This is a genomic window from Streptomyces albicerus (assembly GCF_008905045.1).
GTDB lineage: Bacteria > Actinomycetota > Actinomycetes > Streptomycetales > Streptomycetaceae > Streptomyces > Streptomyces albicerus.
Genome location: NZ_VWMY01000037.1, coordinates 63509 through 84044, shown reverse-complemented (window position 1 = coordinate 84044; position 20536 = coordinate 63509). Strand labels below are relative to the sequence as shown.

At 70.3% G+C, this 20536-nt stretch carries 14 protein-coding genes and 1 pseudogene; 12 read left to right on the top strand and 3 right to left on the bottom strand.

The features are described 5' to 3' along the window. Positions 1 to 268: 268 nt before the first annotated feature. A complete protein-coding gene (locus GAS53_RS31295) occupies positions 269 to 2830 on the top strand; it encodes a GH32 C-terminal domain-containing protein (protein ID WP_151481100.1) in 2562 nt (853 codons plus the stop codon). Positions 2831 to 2970: 140 nt separating this feature from the next. On the opposite strand, the gene GAS53_RS31290 is transcribed toward GAS53_RS31295, so the two are convergent. Next, positions 2971 to 3273, bottom strand: a complete 303-nt coding sequence (locus tag GAS53_RS31290; RefSeq protein ID WP_151481099.1) for a putative quinol monooxygenase — start codon at positions 3271 to 3273, stop codon at positions 2971 to 2973. Positions 3274 to 3325: 52 nt separating this feature from the next. Then, on the bottom strand, positions 3326 to 4285 hold the full coding sequence (locus GAS53_RS31285; RefSeq protein ID WP_151481098.1) for a carbohydrate kinase family protein: 960 nt from the start codon (positions 4283 to 4285) through the stop codon (positions 3326 to 3328). Between the two features lie 244 nt (positions 4286 to 4529). Here GAS53_RS31285 and GAS53_RS31280 point away from each other — a divergent pair, with 244 nt between their 5' ends. The 5 genes from GAS53_RS31280 (at position 4530) to GAS53_RS31260 (ending at position 10960) form a co-directional block, all read left to right on the top strand. Beyond that, on the top strand, positions 4530 to 5552 hold the full coding sequence (locus tag GAS53_RS31280) for a sugar ABC transporter substrate-binding protein (RefSeq protein ID WP_151481097.1): 1023 nt from the start codon (positions 4530 to 4532) through the stop codon (positions 5550 to 5552). Between the two features lie 144 nt (positions 5553 to 5696). Continuing rightward, the gene (locus tag GAS53_RS31275) at positions 5697 to 6710 is read left to right on the top strand and encodes an ABC transporter permease (RefSeq protein WP_151481096.1); all 1014 of its coding nucleotides are present in this window, start codon (positions 5697 to 5699) and stop codon (positions 6708 to 6710) included. Then, positions 6707 to 7540, top strand: a complete 834-nt coding sequence (locus tag GAS53_RS31270) for an ATP-binding cassette domain-containing protein (protein WP_151481095.1) — start codon at positions 6707 to 6709, stop codon at positions 7538 to 7540. Before GAS53_RS31275 ends, GAS53_RS31270 begins: the two co-directional genes overlap by 4 nt. Positions 7541 to 7603: 63 nt before the next feature. After that, positions 7604 to 8626, top strand: coding sequence for a LacI family DNA-binding transcriptional regulator (locus GAS53_RS31265; RefSeq protein ID WP_151481094.1), 1023 nt, complete (start codon positions 7604 to 7606; stop codon positions 8624 to 8626). A 171-nt stretch (positions 8627 to 8797) separates the two neighbouring features. Beyond that, positions 8798 to 10960, top strand: a complete 2163-nt coding sequence (locus GAS53_RS31260; protein ID WP_151481093.1) for a protein kinase domain-containing protein — start codon at positions 8798 to 8800, stop codon at positions 10958 to 10960. A gap of 90 nt (positions 10961 to 11050) precedes the next feature. Here GAS53_RS31260 and GAS53_RS31255 read toward each other — a convergent pair whose 3' ends face one another. Beyond that, positions 11051 to 11758, bottom strand: coding sequence for an AfsR/SARP family transcriptional regulator (locus GAS53_RS31255; RefSeq protein WP_192583352.1), 708 nt, complete (start codon positions 11756 to 11758; stop codon positions 11051 to 11053). 35 nt (positions 11759 to 11793) lie between these two features. On the opposite strand from GAS53_RS31255, the pseudogene GAS53_RS31250 reads away from it, so the two are divergent. The 6 genes and pseudogenes from GAS53_RS31250 to GAS53_RS31225 all read left to right on the top strand — a co-directional run. Then, positions 11794 to 12174, top strand: a pseudogene (locus GAS53_RS31250) (helix-turn-helix transcriptional regulator); the annotation flags it as partial. A gap of 128 nt (positions 12175 to 12302) precedes the next feature. After that, positions 12303 to 15179 carry an AfsR/SARP family transcriptional regulator gene (locus GAS53_RS31245; RefSeq protein ID WP_151481090.1) on the top strand — a complete coding sequence of 959 codons (2877 nt, stop codon included), beginning with the start codon at positions 12303 to 12305 and terminating at the stop codon, positions 15177 to 15179. Positions 15180 to 15325: 146 nt separating this feature from the next. Beyond that, on the top strand, positions 15326 to 16582 hold the full coding sequence (locus tag GAS53_RS31240; protein ID WP_151481089.1) for a PucR family transcriptional regulator: 1257 nt from the start codon (positions 15326 to 15328) through the stop codon (positions 16580 to 16582). 171 nt (positions 16583 to 16753) lie between these two features. After that, a complete protein-coding gene (locus GAS53_RS31235) occupies positions 16754 to 17596 on the top strand; it encodes an alpha/beta fold hydrolase (RefSeq protein WP_151481088.1) in 843 nt (280 codons plus the stop codon). Continuing rightward, positions 17593 to 18504, top strand: coding sequence for a helix-turn-helix domain-containing protein (locus tag GAS53_RS31230; protein ID WP_225859191.1), 912 nt, complete (start codon positions 17593 to 17595; stop codon positions 18502 to 18504). The genes GAS53_RS31235 and GAS53_RS31230 overlap by 4 nt, the downstream gene beginning before the upstream one ends. Before the next feature lie 76 nt (positions 18505 to 18580). Further along, a complete protein-coding gene (locus tag GAS53_RS31225) occupies positions 18581 to 20482 on the top strand; it encodes an AfsR/SARP family transcriptional regulator (protein WP_151481087.1) in 1902 nt (633 codons plus the stop codon). Positions 20483 to 20536 lie beyond the last annotated feature (54 nt).

Here is a 20536-nt window from a genome sequence, read left to right as displayed (position 1 = left end):
TTCGCCACCCAAGTCCCCGCTCTGACCTGCTAGTTCACCCACCCCGACCCACCACGGCAGGACCCAATCGCGTCCGAACCGTTGACGCACTGACCGGACTGCGGCTCATAATCGGGCACTCGATGTCATCGATGACACAAGTCAACGATGACACCCTGGGGCGGCGGCGTGGACGACGACGTCGGCCTGGGGTGTCACTTTTCTCGGTCCGTCCGCGCCGGGGCCGCAGTCAGCGCTGCGCCGACGAGCCGCGGGACTAGGAGACACCATGAGCTCTGTACGCGTATCCCGGCATGCCCGCATACGGATGATGGCCGCGGTGGCGACCGTCTGCGCCCTGTCAGCAGCCCCGCTCGCTCCCCAAGCCGTCGCCGCCGACACCCCTCCGTACGCCGAGACCTACAGACCCCAGTTCCACTTCACTCCGGAGAAGAACTGGATGAACGACCCCAACGGCCTCGTCTACTACAAGGGCGAGTATCACCTCTTCTACCAGTACAACCCGAGCGGCAATTCGTGGGGCGACATGTCCTGGGGGCACGCGGTGAGCAAGGACCTCGTGCACTGGGAGGAGTTGCCGCTCGCCCTGTCGCACGACGACGAGGAGATGGTGTTCTCCGGCAGCGCGGTCGTCGACTGGAACAACACCACCGGGTTCGGTACGAAGAAGAACCCGCCCATGGTGGCGATCTACACCAGCGCCTACAAGAACGGCGGCAAGCAGGCCCAGTCGCTCGCCTACAGCACCGACCGGGGCCGCACCTGGACCAAGTACCAGGGCAATCCCGTGATCGACATCGGCTCCACCAACTTCCGCGATCCCAAGGTCCAGTGGCACGCGCCGACCAAGAGCTGGCTGATGACAGTGTCACTGTCCGCCGAGCACAAGGTGCGGTTCTATTCGTCCAAGAACCTCAAGGACTGGGAGCTGCAGAGCGAGTTCGGGCCGGCCGGTGCGACGGGCGGTGTGTGGGAGTGCCCCGACTTGTTCCCCCTCGCCGTCGACGGGGACAAGAACAACATCAAGTGGGTCCTGGTCGTCAACATCAACCCCGGGGGCATCGCGGGTGGTTCGGCCGCCCAGTACTTCATCGGCGACTTCGACGGCAAGAAGTTCACCGCCGACGACGAGGGCAGCTACACACCGCCCACCGGCACGGTGGTGCAGGACTTCGAGGGCACCGGCTTCGGTGAGTGGACGACGACCGGAACCGCGTTCGGCCAGGGACCGGCCGCCGGGGCAGTGGACGGGCAGGGGGCCGTCGAGGGCTTCGACGGCAAGGGCCTCGCCAACAGCTTCCACGGCGGTGACGGGGCCACCGGCACCCTCAGCTCGCCCGAATTCACCGTCGGCAGCCCCTACTTGAACTTCAAGATCGGTGGCGGGCGGCATCCGCACGAGGCCGGAACCGTCATGGACAGAACTCCGCCCGAGGGCACGGTCCTCGCCGACTTCGAAGGCGGAACGTACGGCGACTGGACGGCCACCGGGGACGCCTTCGGCACCGCGCCGGCCACCGGCACCCTCCCCGGCCAGCAGGGTGTCTCCGGCTTTCTGGGGGATGGCCTGGTCAACACCTTCCTGAACGGCGACTCCACCACCGGCAGCCTCACGTCGCCCGAGTTCACCATCGACAAGAAGTACGTCAACTTCCTCATCGGCGGCGGCAATCACCCGGCCGGCTCCGCCAACCCGACCGCCGTCGAGCTCCTCGTGGACGGCCAAGTCGTCCGCAGCGCCACCGGAAAGGACGCCGAGGCACTCAACTGGGCCTCCTGGGACGTCAGCGACCTCGCCGGCAAGAAGGCGCAGCTCAGGATCGTCGACAACAACAGCGGCGGCTGGGGCCATCTCAACGTCGACCACATCGTGATGTCCGACACCCGGGCCAAGCGCGTCTCCCAGGAGACGTCCGTCAACCTGCTCGTCGACGGCAAGGTCGTCCGCAGCGCGACCGGCGCCGACAGCGAGACCCTGGACTGGGCGTCCTTCGACATGCGCCCGTACGTCGGCAAGAAGGCGCGGATCCAGGTCGTCGACATGAACACCGCCGGCTGGGGCCACGTCATGGCCGACCGGTTCACCGAGGCTGACAAGCCCGCCAAGTCCGTCGTACAGCGCGCCGACTGGGCCGACTACGGCAAGGACTACTACGCGGCGGTGTCCTGGGAGAACGCACCGGGCGGCAAGCGCTACATGATCGGCTGGATGAACAACTGGGACTACGGCCAGTCCGTCCCCACCTCCCCCTGGCGCGGCGCGCAGAGCGTGCCGAGGGAGATGGCCCTGCACACCGTGGACGGCCGAATCCGGCTGACCAGCAAGCCGGTGGGCAGCCTGGAGTCCCTCCGCCAGAAGCGCCCGGCGGCGACCGCGTCCGGCGTCACCGTCAAGAGCACCTCCAAGCGCCTGATCGGCCCCACAGCCAAGGGCAGGGCGCTCGACATCGAGGCGACCTTCTCCCTCAAGGACGCCGACCGCTTCGGCCTGAAGGTGCGCACCGGCGCGGGCGGCGAGGAGACCGTCATCGGCTACGACACCACGACACAGGAGCTGTACGTCGACCGCACCCGCTCCGGCGCCGTGGACTTCAACAGCACCTTCCCCGGCGTCCAGACCGCACCCCTGAAGGCCAAGAACGGCAAGGTCAGGCTGCGCATCCTCGTCGACTGGTCGTCCGTCGAGGTCTTCGGCGGCAACGGTGAAGCGGTGATCACCGACCAGATCTTCCCCGACCCCTCCAGCACCGGCGTCGAGGTCTTCGCCGAGGGCGGCACCGCCACCCTCGACCACTTGCGGGCGTGGCAGCTGAAGTCCATCTGGCGGTGACCGGCGAGGCGGGGCGCCGGAGCAGTTCCGTACAAACCCCGTCACCCCGGATCCGTACAAACCCCGTCACCCCGGAGTTGGAGCGGCAGTTCGATCTCCCTGCGCTCCAGCTCCGGGTCGCCGCCGGTGTGCAACGCTCGTTACGGATGCGTGGCCAGCGGATCGAGGAACGTCAGTACGGAGGCGTCCTCCTCGATCAGCGGGGTGAGGGCGGCGTTGAACGGGACGCCGTACGGGGCGTCCAGGTGTGCCTTGAAGGCGTCCTCGTCCCGGTAGACCTCGAAGATCCAGTAGGCGCGCGGGGCGGCCGCCTTGGTGTAGACGTCGAAGGCCAGGTTGCCTTCCTCTTCGCGCACCTTCAGGGCGTAGTCCCGGATCAGGCGGGCGACCTCGTCCTCCGCTCCCTCTCGGGCGGTGAACTCGGCGAGCAGGGTTTTCGTCATGGTTTCGGGTCCTTGTCAGTGGGTGGAGTCGAGATGGACGACGTACGGTCCTTCAGGCGTCGGCGGCGATCGCCTGCGCCAACTGGTCCTGCCATGGCGGGTTGGGGCCGGCGACCGAGCAGGTCAGGGCCGCGACCTTCGCGGCGAACAGACAGGCGGCCTCGACATCGCCGAGACGCAGGTCCGTCAGCCTGCCGCCGAGGAGTCCCTGCGTGCCGAAGTGGTGCAGCAGTCCGGCGGTGAACGAGTCCCCCGCACCCACCGTGTCGACGACCTGCGTCGCCGCCGCAGGCACCCGCACCCGTTCCCCGTCGAGTGAGGCCAGGGCACCGTCGGCACCACGCGTGATCACGACGAGCCGCACCCCCGCCGCATGCCAGGTGTCGCACGCCTGCTCGGGCGGCGTCCCGGGCAGCAGGAGATCCAGGTCGTCCTCGCTCAGCCGCAGCACATCCGCGAGACCGCACCAGTGCGCCAGCCGGGCGCGGTAGACCTCGGGGTGCACCAGGAGCGGACGGACGTTGGGGTCGATGCTGATGGTGGCCCGGGAGGCGGCCCCTGCCAGGAAGTCCTCCACCACCGCCGCCCCGGGTTCCTTGACCAGGGCCAGCGATCCGGTGTGTACGCAGGCGGTGTCGGCCAGGTCCACCCCGGCCAGTTCCGCGCTCGTCCACTGCCAGTCGGCGGTGCCCTGCGCGTGGAAGGAGAACGTGGCCTGGCCCTTCGTGTCCAGCTCGGCCACGGCCAGCGTGCTGGGCTCGGCGGCCTCGACGGCGTGGGACAGGTCCACCCCGGATGCCTCCAGGTGGGCCCGGAAGAGGCGGCCGAACACGTCGCCGGACAGGCGCGCGAGGAAACGGGCCGGGGTTCCCAGCCGGGCCAGGGCGACCGCCGTGTTGGCGGGTCCGCCGCCCGGCAGCACCCGCAGGCCGAGTTCGTTCCGGGTACTTGCGGGTTCGGTGAACGCGTCGGCGACGCACTCTCCCAGGACGGTGATCTGAGGCGGGGTCATGGGCTGCTCTTCTCTTGAACGCGCTGGCAGAACGGGCACGTCGCGGGCAGTCTCTGAGCGGCTTCGGGTGGGCGACCGCCCCGGCGTTGCCGATTTGTGACGGGTGCAAGGCATTGACGTTGCCTGGAGGCGGAGTCCATCATCCTGGCCAAGAAGTGTCAACGATGACATAAGTCAACGATGACACCTCGGGACGGCATGCCCCGATGCCGGCCGCTCACCCGCAATCCCGCAGGAGTTGTTCATGTCACGCATCTCTCGTCTGCCCTCCTCCTTGCTCAGAGCCGCTGCCTGCACGGGTGCCGCAGCCCTCGCCCTGACCGCCTGTGGATCCGGATCCGAATCGGGCACCGCGAGCACCGGATCGGGCAGCGTCAAGGTCGGTCTGATCACCAAGACCGACACCAACCCGTTCTTCGTGAAGATGAAGGAGGGCGCGGAGAAGGCCGCCAAGGAGAACGGTGTCGAACTGTCCACCGCGGCGGGCAAGTTCGACGGTGACAACGCCGGTCAGGTCACCGCCATCGAGAACATGGTCGCCGCCGGGGTGAAGGGCATCCTGATCACGCCGAGCGACTCCAAGGCGATCGTGCCGGCGCTCGAGAAGGCCAAGGCCAAGGGCGTCCTGGTCATCGCCCTCGACACCCCGACCGAGCCGGAAAGCGCGGTCGACGCCCTCTTCGCCACCGACAACGTCAAGGCGGGTGAGCTGATCGGCGAGTACGCCAAGGCCGCCATGAAGGGCAAGTCGGCGAAGATAGCCACCCTCGACCTCGCGCCGGGCGTCTCCGTCGGCGTCCAGCGGCACAGCGGCTTCCTGAAGGGCTTCGGCGTCAAGGAGGGCGACTCCTCCATCGTCTGCTCCCAGGACACCGGCGGCGACCAGGCCAAGGGCCAGACCGCGATGGAGAACTGCCTGCAGAAGTCGCCCGGCATCAACGTCGTCTACACGATCAACGAGCCGGCCGCGCTGGGCGCGTACACCGCGCTCAAGGCCAAGGGCCGGGAGAAGGACGTCCTGATCGTCTCCGTCGACGGCGGCTGCACCGGCACCCAGGCCGTCAAGGACGGCAAGATCGCCGCGACCTCGCAGCAGTACCCGCTGAAGATGGCCGCCGAGGGCGTCAAGGCCGTCGTGACGTTCGCCAAGGACGGCAAGAAGGCGTCGGGTTACACCGACACCGGCGTCACCCTGGTCACCGACAAGGCGCAGGACGGGGTCACGTCCAAGGACACCGCCTACGGCCTGGACAACTGCTGGGGCTGAGCCGCCGACCCCCAGCTGCCGCCGTTCGAAACCCCTCAGCGGGGCGGCCTGCCCCTCCTCCCCGACCGGGGACGGCCGCCCCCTCGTCCTCTTGCCGTCCGACAAGGACCGACAAGGACTTGAGTCTTCCGAGAAGGACCTCGCATGACTGCCACGTCCACGCCACCCTCCACGTCCAAGCCGTACGCCGAGCTCAAAACACCGACCACGGTCCGCAGACTGCTCACGCAACCGACCACCGGTCCGCTGGCCGCCCTCCTCCTGGCCTGTGTCTTCTTCTCCGTCTCGACCGACCAGTTCCTCACCGGCGGGAACTTCTCGCTGATCGTGCAGCAGGTCATGGTCGTCGGCACCCTTGCCATCGGACAGACCCTGATCATCCTCACCGCGGGCATCGACCTGTCGTGCGGTGCGGTGATGGCGTTCGGCAGCATCGTGATCGCCAAGATGGCGGCCGAGGGCTCCCTGCCGCCGCTCGCCGCGATCGCGCTGGGCCTGGTCGTCTGCGGCGGCTTCGGCCTGCTCAACGGGGCGCTGGTGCAGAAGATCCCGCTGCCGCCGTTCATCGTCACCCTCGGCATGCTCAACGTGGCGTTCGCGCTGACGCACATCTACTCCGAGGAGCAGACCGTCACCAACCTGCCGGGCCCACTGACGGCGCTCGGGCAGACCTTCCCGCTCGGCAAGACCGACATCACGTACGGCTCGCTGGTCACCATCGCCCTGTTCCTGCTCCTCGCGTACGCGCTGAGCAACACCGGTTGGGGCAGGCACGTCTACGCGCTGGGCAACAGCCCGGAAGCGGCGCGGCTGAACGGCATCCGCACCTCCCGGCTGACCATCGGCGTCTACACCGTGGCCGGCCTGCTGTACGGCATCGCCGCCCTGCTGCTCATCTCCCGCACCGGAGTCGGTGACCCCCAGGCCGGGCAGACCGACAACCTCGACAGCATCACCGCCGTGGTGCTCGGCGGCACCAGCCTCTTCGGCGGCCGCGGATCGGTCCTCGGCACGTTCATCGGCGTCCTCATCGTCGGAGTCTTCCGCAACGGCCTGCAGCTGATGGGCGTCGCCTCCATCTACCAGACCCTGATCACCGGAGTCCTGGTGATCCTCGCGGTGACCGTCGACCAGCTCTCCCGGAAGAAGGCCCGATGACCACCACCACTCCGACCCCCGTTCTGCAGGCTCGCGGTCTGGTCAAGCGCTATGGCCATGTCACCGCCATCGACGGCGCCGACTTCGACCTGCTGCCCGGCGAAGTCCTGGCCGTCATCGGGGACAACGGCGCCGGCAAGACCAGCCTCATCAAGGCCCTCACCGGCGCGGTGGTCCCGGACGCGGGCGAGATACGCCTGGGCGGCAAACCCATCACCTTCTCCGGCCCGCAAAGCGCACGCGCCCACGGCATCGAAACGGTCTATCAGGACCTCGCGGTGGCCGCCTCCATGGACATCGCCTCCAACATGTTCCTCGGCCGCGAGCTGCGCCGCCCCGGCGTCCTCGGCAGCGCCTTCCGCATGCTCGACAAGAAGCGCATGCGCCAGGAGGCCGCCGAGCACATGGCCGACCTGAAGATCGGCCTGCGCTCCCTGACCCAGTCGGTCGAGACCCTCTCCGGCGGACAGCGGCAGGCCGTCGCGGTCGCCCGCGCCGTCGCCTGGGCCCGCAGCGTCGTCGTCATGGACGAACCCACCGCCGCCCTCGGCGTCAAGGAGTCCGGACAGGTCCTCGACCTCATCCGCCGGGTCCGCGACAAGGGCATGCCGGTCGTCCTGATCAGCCACAACATGCCGCACGTCTTCGAGATCGCCGACCGGATCCACGTCCACCGGCTGGGTCGGCGCGCCGCCGTGATCAAGCCCTCGGACTACTCCATGGCGGAGGTCGTCGCCATCATGACCGGGGCGCTCAGCATCGACGAGGCCGGAGATACTGTCGTAGCGGATTCCGAGGCCGCGAAGGCCGCGGGAGTTCAGGCCAGCTGAAGCACTCACAGGTTCCGGTCGAGGCCGCGGCCGGAACCGACGAGACAGGAGACCGTTTCCTTCATGGCAGCGAACCGCCGCCCGACCATGGCAGACGTCGCCCGCGAAGTGGGCGTCAGCGCCAAGACCGTCTCCCGGGTTCTCAACGAGGACGGATACGCCTCGGAACAGACCAGGGAACAGGTTCTCGCCGCCGTGGCCAAGCTCGGTTTCCAGCCGAACCTCATGGCACGCAACATCCGCGTCGGCGGCCCGGACACCACCATCGGACTGGTCATCCCCGACCTCGCCAACCCCTTCTTCGGAGCGGTGGCCCGCGGCATCGAGGACACGGTCCGAGACCGCGGACTGACGCTGCTCATGGGGTCGTCCGCGGACGACCCCGACCGCGAACGCGCCCTGACGGACAAGTTCCTCGCCCGCCGCATCAGCGTCCTGATCGTCGTGCCGTCCGTCGGCGCCGACCACTCCCACCTCAAGTCGCACCGGACGGCGGGGCTGCCCATCGTCTTCCTCGACCGACCAGGAGTCGGCCTGTCCACGGACAGCATCGTCAGTTCCAACCGTGCGGGGGCCCACGACGGTGTCGCCCACCTGATCGCCCACGGGCACCGCCGCGTCGGCTTCGTCGGCGACCTGCCCGTCAAGCTGTACACCCGCCGCGAACGCCTCGCCGGATACCGCGCGGCCCTGCAAGAAGCCGACATCCCCTACGACCGCTCGCTGGTCGCCAGCGCACACGACCAGCCAGGCGCCGAGGCCGCGACCGCCCAACTCCTCGAACTGGCCGATCCCCCCACCGCCCTGTTCGCCGGCAACAACATCATGGCGCTCGGCATCGTCGCCGAACTCGCCCGCAGCAAGCGCAAGGACGTAGCCGTCGTCGCCTTCGACGACGTATCACTCGCCGAGGCACTGGAACCGGCCCTGACCGTAGTAGCCCAGGACCCCGAAGAACTCGGCCGCAGCGCCGCGGCCACCGCCCTGGCCCGGCTCGACGGCGACCGCTCCCGGGCTCGCACCATCACCGTTCCCACCCGGCTGATCGTCCGAGGCTCGGGGGAACAACCCGCGCCCAGGCCGTAGGCGGCTTGCGGGGCATGCCCGACCGGTGCCCCGCGGCGAAGGTGGGCGCGATCGCCGCCCGGGTGTGGCGGTGCGCACTGTGGGCGAGCCGACCGGCCGCTAGAGTGATCGGTCCATGCCAGCAGAGTCCGGGCCGGAGGCGTCCAGGCCAGAACCGGTGAGGGAGATACGGTGCCGCCCCTGCGTGAGGACGATCCGCGGTCTGTCGGCGGCTACCGGCTCGAATCGCGGATCGGGGCCGGCGGCATGGGCGTCGTCTACCTCGGCAGATCGGTCTCGGGACGGGTCGTCGCCGTCAAGGTCGTGCATACGAGGTACGCGGACAACGCCGAGTTCCGGGCCAGGTTCCGGCAGGAGATCGCGGCCGCGCGCCGGGTCAGCGGTGCGTTCACGGCGCCGGTCGTGGACGCCGACCCGGACGCGGAGCGGCCATGGATGGCCACCACGTTCGTCCCGGGTCGCACGCTCGCCGAGCGGGTCGCCGAGTCGGGTCCGCTGGACTGGCCCGCGCTGCGCCGCCTCGGCACCGAACTCGCCGAGGCACTGCGGGAGATCCACCGCGCGGAGGTCGTGCACCGGGATCTCAAGCCCAGCAATGTGCTGCTGGAGGGCGAGGGCGACGACGGGGTCGTACGAGTCATCGACTTCGGTATTTCGCGCGCGGCCAGCAGCGACGTCCGTACCCAGACCGGCATGGTGATGGGCTCGCCGCCGTTCATGGCACCGGAGCAGTTCAGCCGCCCGCGCGAGGTCGGCCCCGCCGTGGATGTCTTCTCGCTGGGCGCGGTGCTCGTGTACGCCGCCACCGGGCGCAGCCCCTTCGAGGCGGAGAACGCCTATCTCGCCGCGTACAACACCGTGCACAGCGAGCCCGAGCTGGGCGAACTGCCTGAGCCGCTGCGCCCGTTGGTGTCGCACTGTCTGGCGAAGGAGCCCGCGGACCGGCCGACGTCGGGCGAGGTACTGGACGCACTGGCCGGGCTGCCGGAGGCGCTGACTGACGGAGGGCCCGGCGAAGAGCCGTCCCGGCTCCCGGTGACCGTGCTGACGGGAGCGCCGGCACCCCAGTCCACAAAGGCCGGACAAACCGGACAGGGACCGCGCAGGAAGAGGCGGTGGATCACCCTCGCCGCCGTCGCGTTCATCGCCGTCACGGGTACGGCTTCGGCAGCCCTGCTGGGCATCGCCCCGGCAAGCACGGTCGACGAGGTCGACCGGGCCGACCCGCAGGCGGCGCCCCGCGGTTCGGCACCGCCGGGCTGGAAGCCGTGGCACAAGACGCTGGAGCCGGACGAGGACGATCCGATCCCCATCGGCCCGGCCTGCACACCGGACGCGCTCGGCGTCTTCTGCTCCTCCCCCCAGATCGCGCTGATGCGAATGAGCCCCGCGACGGGCCATGTGGACTGGTCGAAGCCCATGAGCAAGAAGGAGGTCAACAGCTTCTCCGGGGGCGAGCCCGTCGTCCACGACGGGGTGGTGTACGTCAACAGCGCCGACCGCTCCGAGGGAGTGGACGCCTTCGACGGCAGGACCGGGGAGCGGCTGTGGCATCTGGACGGTCCGGTGGGCGAGTTCGCGTACCTGAGCGGCGTACTGCTCGTACGACTCGACCCGCTCGGGCCTTCCGACACCGCACGCTATGCCGCGTACGAACCGCGCACAGGTGAGGAGCTGTGGCGACGCGAACTGGCCGCCGCCTCACCGAGCCCCTTCTACGAAGGGCCCGAAGGAACGCTCTACGCCGATCTGCGCGGGGGCTCCGGCGGGATCGCTCGCCTCGACGCACGCACGGGCAGGACGCTGGGTGACGTCACGGCGCCCAAGGGCGATCTGTGGCTGGCCACGGTCCACGACGGGACGGCGTACTACGCACGCTGGGAGAACGACACCGGCGTCTCCGCGGCCTTCTTCATCCAGGACCTCGGCAGTGGGAAGACCCGCCGTATCGACTTCCCCTGGAGCGTCGAGCCGGAAGCGCCGCCGCTGGTGCACGGCGACACCATGTACATCTTCGACTACGGCAACGAGACCCTGCTCGCCCTCGACCTGAAACGCGGGAAGCCGCTGTGGACCAGCTCGCGCGAGCTGCGTGTCTTCAGCGAACCGGCCATCCACGACGGCCGGTTGTACGTCAACATGCCGGACACCAGCATCCTCGCTCTCGACCCGCGCACCGGCAAGGAGATCGGGCGCACCACCCCGTCCTTCGACACGGCGGGCCGCTCCTTCGAGGAGCTGACGCCGAGTTCGATGCCGCCGCTCCTGGTGGGCGGGGTGCTGTACGGGGTCAGCGAACCGGGGATCTTCTCGGTGGCCGACGTTTCCGACTGAGCCGGGCGGCCGGGCCGACGCTTCCGCCCTTGCGACGCCTGGCGCCGAGGCGTCGCCCTCATGGGGGTTGTACGGGAAGGCGGCCGATCTTCACCGCTGCAGCTGTTTGAGCAGCTTGCGGGTGCTGGGTGAGGGCGTCGCGTCGATCCGGGCCAGCGCCGCCTCGCAGCCGAGGAAGGCCGTGAGGACGCCGTCGTCGTCGCCCAGTGCGTTCGCCGCGCGCATCCGTACCCGCCATGCCACCTCGCGGAGCGGGTCGCTCGCGGTCACCCGGTCGCTCAGTCGGACGGCGTCGCCGTACTGGTGCAGGTGCAGGGCGAGTTCGGCCGCCGACGAGAGCGCGTCGGTGGTCTGCTGGGCGAGTGTCCGTCGTCGTTCCTCCACCCATTCCGAGGTGCGGTCCGGGAGGTAGTCGCCTTCGTGGCGGGCGACGGCCGCCTCGATCGCCGACAGCCGTTCCCGGCCGACCAGTCGGTGCGTGTGGGCGAGGTCGGCTTCGAAGCGCAGCGACTGACACCCACGGACCACCTCTTCGGCGAGCGCCAGCCTGTTCTGCTCGACGACGAGGCCCAGTTGGGCCGGCAGCGCGAGGTTCAGCTGGTGGACGGCCTGGCGCAGGTACGCGCGAGTCGAGCGGTCATCACGTGCGAACAGCGCCGCCAGCACCTCTCGGCGGTCGGCCGCGCGGCCGGATCTGCTGCTCAGGTAGGAGAGCAGCTCCAGGCTCTTGCTGATGCGCAGGCGGGCCTCGACGCCGTCGACGGCCAGGGCGTGACGTCCGAACTCCGTGACCGCCACGGCCGGAATCCGCTCTGTGACCTGGATGTTCGCCCCCTGGGCGGCGAGCGCCCTGCCGACCGTGTGCCACGTACCGGGCCCACAGCGACCCCGTCGTCGGCCCCGCCCTGCGCCTGCTGCACGCCGACCCCGCCCACCCATGGACGCTGCCGGCCCTGGCAGCGAAGACCGGCGTGTCCCGGGCCAACCTGGCCCGCCGGTTCACCGTCCTCGTCGGCCGGCCGCCCATGACCTACCTTCGGGAACGGCGCCTGGCCCTGGCCGCCGACCTGCTCCGCGAACCCGACGCCACGCTCGCCGCGGTGGCGGACCGCGTCGGCTTCGCCAACCCCTTCGCGCTCAGCGCCGCGTTCAAGAGGGAACACGGCATCAGCCCGAGCGAGTACCGCACGCGCGAGGCGCGACCGGAGATCTGACCGCGTCGGACGCTCGTACGCCTCATGACCTCCCGCACCGCCCTGGGCGCCGCCCCTCGATGTAACGGTGGGTAACGCCGCAGGACACGTAAGGTCATGGTGGGAGTGGGAGATGCGAGGGGGACGAAGTGCCGCTGGAACCGGTGGAATTCGCGGTCCTGGGGCCGGTCCGGGTGCGGCGGGCGGGGGCGGAGCTGTCGCTCGGGAGCCCTCAGGAAAGGGCCCTGCTGGCACTGCTGCTGGTGCGGGCGGGGCAACCGGTCGCCGTGAGTGAGATCGTCGGCGTGCTGTGGGGCCGCCGGCCGCCCAACAGCGCGGTCAATGTGATTCGCCGTCATGTCGGGTCGCTGCGCCGCCTGTTGGAGCCGGAACTGCCCGCCCGAACCGCCGGCCGCTGGTTGATACGGGAGGCGGGCGGCTACCGGTGGACGGCCGACGAAGACTCCCTGGATCTTCTGCGTTTCCGTCGGCTGCGTGACGAGGCCCGGCGGGCCGTCGCGGACGAGTCGCCCGCACGGGCCGTGGAACTCCTCACCGAGGCAATGTCCTTGTGGCGGGGGCCGGTTGCCTCCGGGATTCCCCCGGAGGTCCGCGAGCGTGCGGGATTCGGTTCGGTCGACCGCGAACGCCTCGCCGCCCTGCAGGAGGCCGCCGACGCCGCGCTACGTGCCGGAGTGCCGGGCGCGGTGCTGCCCGAACTCCGGCAGGCCGCCGTCGACAACCCGCTGGACGAACCCCTGCTGGCCAGGCTGATCCTCGTCCTGGCGGCCACCGGGCGTCGGCCCGAGGCACTGAGCACGTACCGCGCGGCGTGCTCCCGGCTCGCCGACGAGCTGGGCATCGACCCCGGGGCGGAACTGCGCGACGCCCATGGTGCGGCACTGCGGGAAGTCCACTCGGCCGCCGCCGGGCCCGCCTCGGACACCTCCGCCTCGCCGACGGCATCCGTACCGGCGCCCGCGCATGTACCGGCGCCCGCGCAACTGCCGCACGATCTGCCGACGTTCACCGGTCGGCGTACCGAGCTTGACGAGGTCCTGGCGTTGCTCACGGACACCGCGGGGCACCCCGCCGAGACGGTGGTCATCAGCGCCATCGGCGGCATGGCGGGCATCGGCAAGACCACACTCGCCGTGCACTGGGCCCATCGGGTCGCGGACCGCTTCCCCGACGGACAGCTCTACGTCAATCTCCGCGGCTTCGCCCCGTCCGGGACGGTCATGGGCGCGGGCGAGGCCGTTCGTCTCTTCCTCGACGCGCTGGGCGTGCCGCCCGAACGCGTTCCGCACGGGTTGGACGCCCAAGCCGCGCTGTACCGCAGCCTGTTGGCCGGGAGGCGGTTCCTCGTCCTGCTGGACAACGCGCGCGACAGCGCTCAGGTACGACCGTTGCTGCCGGGCACGCCCGGCTGCCTGACCATCGTCACCAGCCGCAGTCAGCTGTCCGGGCTGGTGTCGGCGCACGGAGCCCATGCGCTGACCCTGCGCCCGCTCGACGCGGAGCAGACGCGGGCGTTCCTCGCCCGTCGGCTGGGCGCGGAGCGGCTCGCGGGCGAATCCCGGGCGGTGGCCGAGATCACCGCTCTGTGCGCGGGGCTGCCGCTAGCCCTGGCCTGCGTCGCGGCCCGCGCCGCCGCCCACCCCCGCTTCCCGCTGTCGGCCATCGCGGCCGAACTGCGTGCGGCGCACGGCAGCCTCGACGCCTTCAGCCGGACCGACGCGTCCGCGAACGTCGGCGCGGTCTTCTCCTGGTCCTCCGGCGCCGTCTCGTCCGCGGCGGCCCGCCTCTTCCGGCTGCTCGCCCTGCACCCGGGCCCGGACTTCTCCGTACCGGCAGCGGCCGCCCTGGCGGGACTTCCGGTACGGGAAGCGCGACAGCTGCTCACCGAACTCGCCGACGTGCACCTGGTGGGCGAGCACGCCCCCGGCCGGTACGCCTTTCACGACCTGCTGCGCGCGCACGCCGCCGAACTCGTCCGCGCCCGGCACCCCGAGGCCGAGCGGGCGGCGGCCGTCGACCGGCTGTACGCGTACTACCTGCACACCGCCCACTCGGCCGGCCTGCTTCTCGCGCCGCACGCGGACCCCCTCCCACCGGGGCAGCCCCCGGCGGGAGTCACCGCCGAACCGCTCGCCGACGACGAGCGGGCGCTGGCCTGGCTCACCGCCGAGTACCCGGTGCTGCTCGCCGTCATCGACGCGGCCGCGCGCTCCCGTCGCGACCGGCTCGCCTGCCTGCTCGCCTGGTCCCTGGAGCCGTTCTTCGACCGGCGGGGCCACTGGCACGACTGGGCGGACTCCCAGCGCACCGCCCTCGAATCGGCACTGCGGCAGGCCGGCCGCGCCTGGGAGGCCCGTGGCCTGCGCGCACTGGCCCGGGCCGAGGGCCGCCTGGGCCTTCACGACCGCTCCCGCCCCCGCCTGCACCGTGCGCTGGAACTCTTCACCGAGCTGGGAGACGACATCGGGCGGGCCAACACCCACCGCAGCCTCGGCTGGGAATGCGACCAGCAGGGCGACCTCCCCGGCGCCCTCCGCCACAACCAGCTGGCCCTGGAACTGTTCCAGGACAGCGGTCACCGTGCCGCGCGGGCCAGTGTCCTCAACTCGGTCGGCTGGTACCACGCACAGCTCGGGCACTACGCACAGACCCTGAGCCATTGTTTCCGGGCCCTGACCATGCTGCAGGATCTGGACGACCGCTACGGCCAGGCGTCCACCTGGCACAGCATCGCCTACGCCCATCACCACCTGGGCCGCCACCCGCACGCCCTCCTCGGCTACCGCAACGCGCTCGCCCTCTATCGGGAGTTGGGTGTGCCCTATCTGGAAGCCTCCACCCTCGTCGACATCGGCGACACCCATCTCGCGATGGGCGACCACGACGACGCGCACGCCGCCTGGCAGCAGGCCCTCACCAGCCTTACGTCACTCGGCCACGCCGACGCGGATCAGGTCCGGGCCCGACTGCGGGGGTACGCCATGCCCACCGGGACGGAAAAGTAAGGCGAAATCGCCGCCGAATTTATTCGCCCGGCACGCTCTGTGCACTACTGGAAAAGAATAGTGCGCTCTCGGTTCATCGCATTGTCGAAAACTTGCCCGCCATGTTTCTCGATATGTAGAAAGGATCCTCCGAGAAAGGACGCTCAATGACCGGACGGTTCCCACGCCCTCGCGTCGGCAGCGACACACTGCAGGCGATGGTCGACGAGCTCGCGGAGGACCTCGGCCGGTCCGTGGTGGTCAACGACCCTCTGGTCCGGCTGATCTGTTCGAGTCGGCACTTCGGTGACGCGGACCCCGTGCGCGTCCGCAGCCTGCTGCAGGGCCGCGCGGACAGCGAGGTCATCCGCTTCGTCCTCGCCCAGGGCGTGGCCCAGTGGTCCAGGCCGGGCCATGTGAGAGGCCGTGACGACATCGGGCTGCTTCCCCGCTACTGCGTTCCGCTCCGCGAGCGCGGCCACCTGCTCGGCCTGCTGATGGTCATCGACGCACAGCAGTCACTGACACCGGAGGAGGTCGACACCATCATGGTGGCGGCCCGCGCCATGGCCGCCCAGATGTACACGGAACGCCTCGCGGACGACGCCGAGGAGACGGGCACGAACGAGGCGCTGCTCGACCTGTTGAGCGGGAGCCCGGCAGGGCGCGGTGCGGCCCGGCAGCGCCTGCTCGGCAGCGGGCCGCTTCGAGACGCACCCCATGCCGTCGTCAGCGTCGTCGAGGTGTCCGGGTCCCAGGAGCCGTCCGCGCAGGTCGAGATGGCGCTCCGGGGCGCACTGGAAGCGTTCAGGCACACGCGGTCGGCTCGCGGCGTCCTGGCCGTCGATCAGGGCCGCGCGATCCTTCTCCAGCTCCTCGACCGGCCGCCGGGCCGGGAAGAGCTCGACCGGCAGTCCACCCACGTCCTCGAGGCGCTCGGCGCGTTCCTCGGCCCGCCGGCGGCTTTCGTGGTCGGTGTCGGCGGGCGCCAGGCCGGTCCCGCCGACGCCTGGGTCTCGTACGGGCAGGCGCTCGTGGCCGCTCGGGCCGCTCGTCGGCTGCCCTCGCTGAAGGGCGTCGGACACTGGGAGGAACTGGGCGAGTTCGCCATCCTGCTCCAGCTCCCGGAAGAGTCGCTGAACGCGTCCCTGGTTCCGGAGCCGCTGCGCACGCTGATGGACAGCAATGGCGGCTCCCGTCACCGGGAGACACTGCGCTGCTTCCTGGAACACGCCGGATCGATCCCCAGGACCGCGGAAGCGCTGCAGATCCACCGGACCTCGCTGTACTACCGGCTGGGACAGATCCAGGAGATCACCGGGCTCGACCTGGACATCGGCGCCCATCGGCTGCTTCTCCACATGGGCCTGCGGATCGAGGAACTCCTCGCCCCTGAGCATCCCGCTGAGCTTTCTACAGACTGAGGACGCCCGTCCGGCAGATCCCTACGTCTCGCGGTGGTGACGCCGCACGTCGGCGATCGACAATGTCGGGACGCGGGCGACCAGACGTCCGTTCTTGTTGATATTCGGTCGCCCAGACGCCAGTTGACGCCCGGCGCGTGCGACGGATACCGACCGACCAGGGGGTTCGCCATGGGAGAACTGACGACCGACGACGGTACGAAGCTCGTGTACCACGACAGCGGGGGCGACGGCTCTCCGCTGGTGATGCTCCACGGCTGGGGACAGACGCAGGAGATGTTCCGGCACCAGGTGAGCGGCCTGTCCCCCCGTCGTGTCATCACCTTGGATCTGCGCGGCCACGGAGTGTCCGGCAAGCCCCGTCACGGTTACCGCGTCGCCCGTCTGGCACGCGACGTGCTCGACGTCGTCGACCACCTGGAGCTGGACCGTTTCGACGCCCTCGGGTGGTCGATGGGCGTGTCGGTGTGGTGGAGCTTCATGGACCAGTTCGGCACCGGCCGGATACGGCGCTTCATCGCCGTCGACCAGCCCGCGGCCGTCGCGGCCGTTCCCTGGATGACGCCCGCCGAACAGCGGGAATCCGGCGCCATCTTCGACGTCGCGGGGCTTCTCGAACTCGGCGCCGCACTGGCGGGCCCGGACGGTGAGCGGGTGCGCCACGACTTCGTGCGCGGCATGTTCTCCGGTGACACCGACCCCGAAGTGCTCGCCTTCGTCGCCGCCGAGATCAGGTCGACACCGTCCTACGCCGGCGTCCCCCTGCTGTTCGACCACTGTGCGCAGGACTGGCGCGACATGCTGCCCAGGGTGGACGTGCCGACCCTGGTGATCGGATGCGACGGAAGCCATGTGAGCCCCGACTCGCAGCGTTTCGTCGCCCGCGAGATCCCGGACGCACAACTCCACGTCTTCCCGGCCGACGTGGCCTCGTCGCACTTTCCCTTCCTCGAGAATCCGCCCGCGTTCAACGCCGTGGTCGAGAAGTTCCTGGCCCCAGGAGGTGCGAGGTGACCTGTGACAACGACCTCGGACAGCTGGGGATTTCCGTGCTGCGCTCCGCCGACGGCCCTCGCTCCGTCCTTCCCTGGCTGTCGGAGCCGGGCGTTGACGACGACGCCCTGTACGTCGCGCTGCAACTCCACGGCTCGACCGCGGTCCTGCACGGCGGCAACGAGGTCTTTCTGGAACCCGGCGACATCGTCTTCTGTGATCCGGGCCGGCCCGGATCACCGCGATTCGGCGAGCACTCCCGGATGACGGTCTTCCGTATACCGCGCCGCTGCCTGGGGATCGCCGACTCCGACCTGCGCCGGATCATGGGCGTGCCCCTGGGCTGTGGGGAAGGTGTGCGGGCGTTGGTGTCGCACTTCCTGTCCGTACTCGCCTCCGAGGCGGAGTTCCGCCGGACGCGCGTCGGCGACCGGCTCGCCCGCAACGCCGTGGATCTTCTCGCCGTACTCGTCACGGAGTTCGTCGGAGAGGAGGCGGCGCACTCGACGGACGCCGGTGGGCAGACGCTGTCACGCATCCGGACCTTCGTCGAACTGCATCTGACGGATCCGGATCTGTCGCCGGAATCGATCGCGCTCGCCCATCACATATCCGTCCGCTACCTGCACAAGCTCTTCCAGAGCGAGGGCACGACAGTGAGTCAGTGGGTACGTTCGCGCCGGCTCGACGCCTGTCGCCGCGAGCTGGGCAGGGCACCGCGTCGCAGGCTCACCGTGGCCGCCGTCGCGCATCGCTGGGGATTCACCAGCGCCTCGCACTTCAGCCGGGCCTTCCGGGATGCCTACGGCATGTCGCCCAGCGAGTGGCAGGCTCTGGCACCGTCGGACGCGGCCGCGCCTGTTCCCGCCGGGCCTCCCGGCGTGCGTCGGAGCCCGGACGGCGTTCGGCCGGCCGTGCTTCTAGGCTGACGCAAGGGGGGTTCGGGCGGCCGAGGGGTCCGCGCCCGCCGTCTGTCCACGGAGCAAGACGGAGTTCGCAGAGTTGATGCGGTTCGAGGTACTGGGTCCCCTTCGGGTGTGCCGGGGGGAGAGGGAGCTCGAACTCGGGTTCCCCCAGCAGCGTGCCCTGTTGGGTCTGCTCCTGGTGCGGGCGGGCCGGCCCGTTCCGGCGAGCGAGATCGTCGACGTGCTCTGGCCCGAGCGACCGCCGGCCAGCGCGATGAACGTGGTGCGCCGTTACGTCGGCGCGCTGCGTCGGCTGCTCGAACCCGACCTGCCGCCCCGGGCACCCGGTCGTCGGCTGCTCCGCCGTGACGGTGGTTATCTGCTGGAGGCGGGCGAGGACGAGGTCGACCTGCTGCGGTTCCGCGACCTCACCAAGCGCGGCAAGCGGGCTGTCGCCACCGGAAGACCCGAGGTGGCGCTGCGGCACTTCGTCGAGGCGCTGAGCGAGTGGCGGGGTCCGGTCGCGATGGGGATCCCCTCGTCCGTCCGGGAGCACACCGTGTTCGCCGCGGTGGAGCGCGAGCTCGTGCACACGACGGTGATGGCGGCCGACACGGCGCTGCTGTGCGGCAGGACGGAGGACCTCCTGCCGCGCCTGCGCCAGGCCGTCGAACTCGACCCCCTGAACGAGTCGTTGCACGCCAGGCTCGTCATGGCGCTGGCCGCCTCCGGACGGCAGGCGGAGGCGTTGGCGGCGTACGAGGACGTACGACGGCTGCTGGCCGAGGAGTTGGGGGTCGCGCCCGGCGCCGAGCTGGCCGCGGCCCACACCCGGGTGCTCCGTCAGGAGCTGCGGCCGACCGGTCCCCCGTCCGGTCGCGGGCTGCCGGCGACGCGGCCCGAAGCGCCGGAGCCGGTGGTCCGCCCCGCCCAGTTGCCGCCCGATCTGTTGGTCTTCTCCGGCAGACGGGCCGAACTCGGCAGCCTGCTGGAGATCACCGAGGCGGCGTCGGACTCCGCAGGAGCACCCGCGACGGTCCTGATCAGCGGGATGGCGGGCATCGGGAAGACCACGCTCGCGGTCCACTGGGCGCACGGAATCGCCGATCGGTTCCCGGATGGTCAGCTCTACGTGGAGCTGCGGGGTTTCGCCCCCGCCAGGACGCCCCTGGATCCCGCGGAGGCACTGCGTGGAATGCTCACCGCTCTCGGCGTGCCTCCCCGTCACCTGCCGAACGGCGTGGACGCCCTCGCAGGTCTGTATCGGAGTCTGCTGTCCGGCCGAAGGCTTCTCGTACTGCTCGACGACGCCTCGGGCACCGAGCAGGTCAGGCCGCTGCTCCCCGCGTCGCCCGGCTGTCTGACGCTGATCACCAGTCGCAACGCCCTGCCCAGCCTGATCGCCTCGGGTGCCCACCCCCTGCGCCTGGATCTGCCGTCCGCCGCGGACGCGCGGACCGTACTGGCCCTGCGCGCCGGCCATGAGCGGCTGGCCGCCGAGCCCGCGGCGGCCGACGAGCTCATCGCGCGCTGCGGCCGACTGCCGCTGGCGCTGGCCATCGTGGCCGCCCGGGCCATCAGCCGCCCGGACTTTCCGCTGGCGGCCATCGCCGCCGAACTGCGTCACTCCCGGGGGAGTCTGGACGCTTTCGCCGGCACGGGAGGCGCGGCCGACGCCCGCACCGCCTTCGCCTGCTCCTACCGGTGTCTGGCGCCTGAGAGCGCCCGGTTGTTCCGCCTTCTGTCGCTGCACCCCGGGCCGGACCTCGCGGCGGACGACGCCGCCGCTCTCACCGGCCTCCCCGCCCGCACGGCACGTCTGATCCTCGATGAACTCGCCGAGGCCCACCTCGTCACCGAACACGCACCCGGCAGCTACGTCCAACACGACCTGCTGCGCGTGTTCGCCGCCGAACTCAGCGAGACACACGACTCCCTGGCGGAACGGCAGGCCGCGCGGGAGCGCCTGCTGAACCACTTCCTGCACACCGACCACACATAGACGGCATGGTCGGTCGCCCATGTCACTCCGGTGTCACTTTTTTTACACATCCGC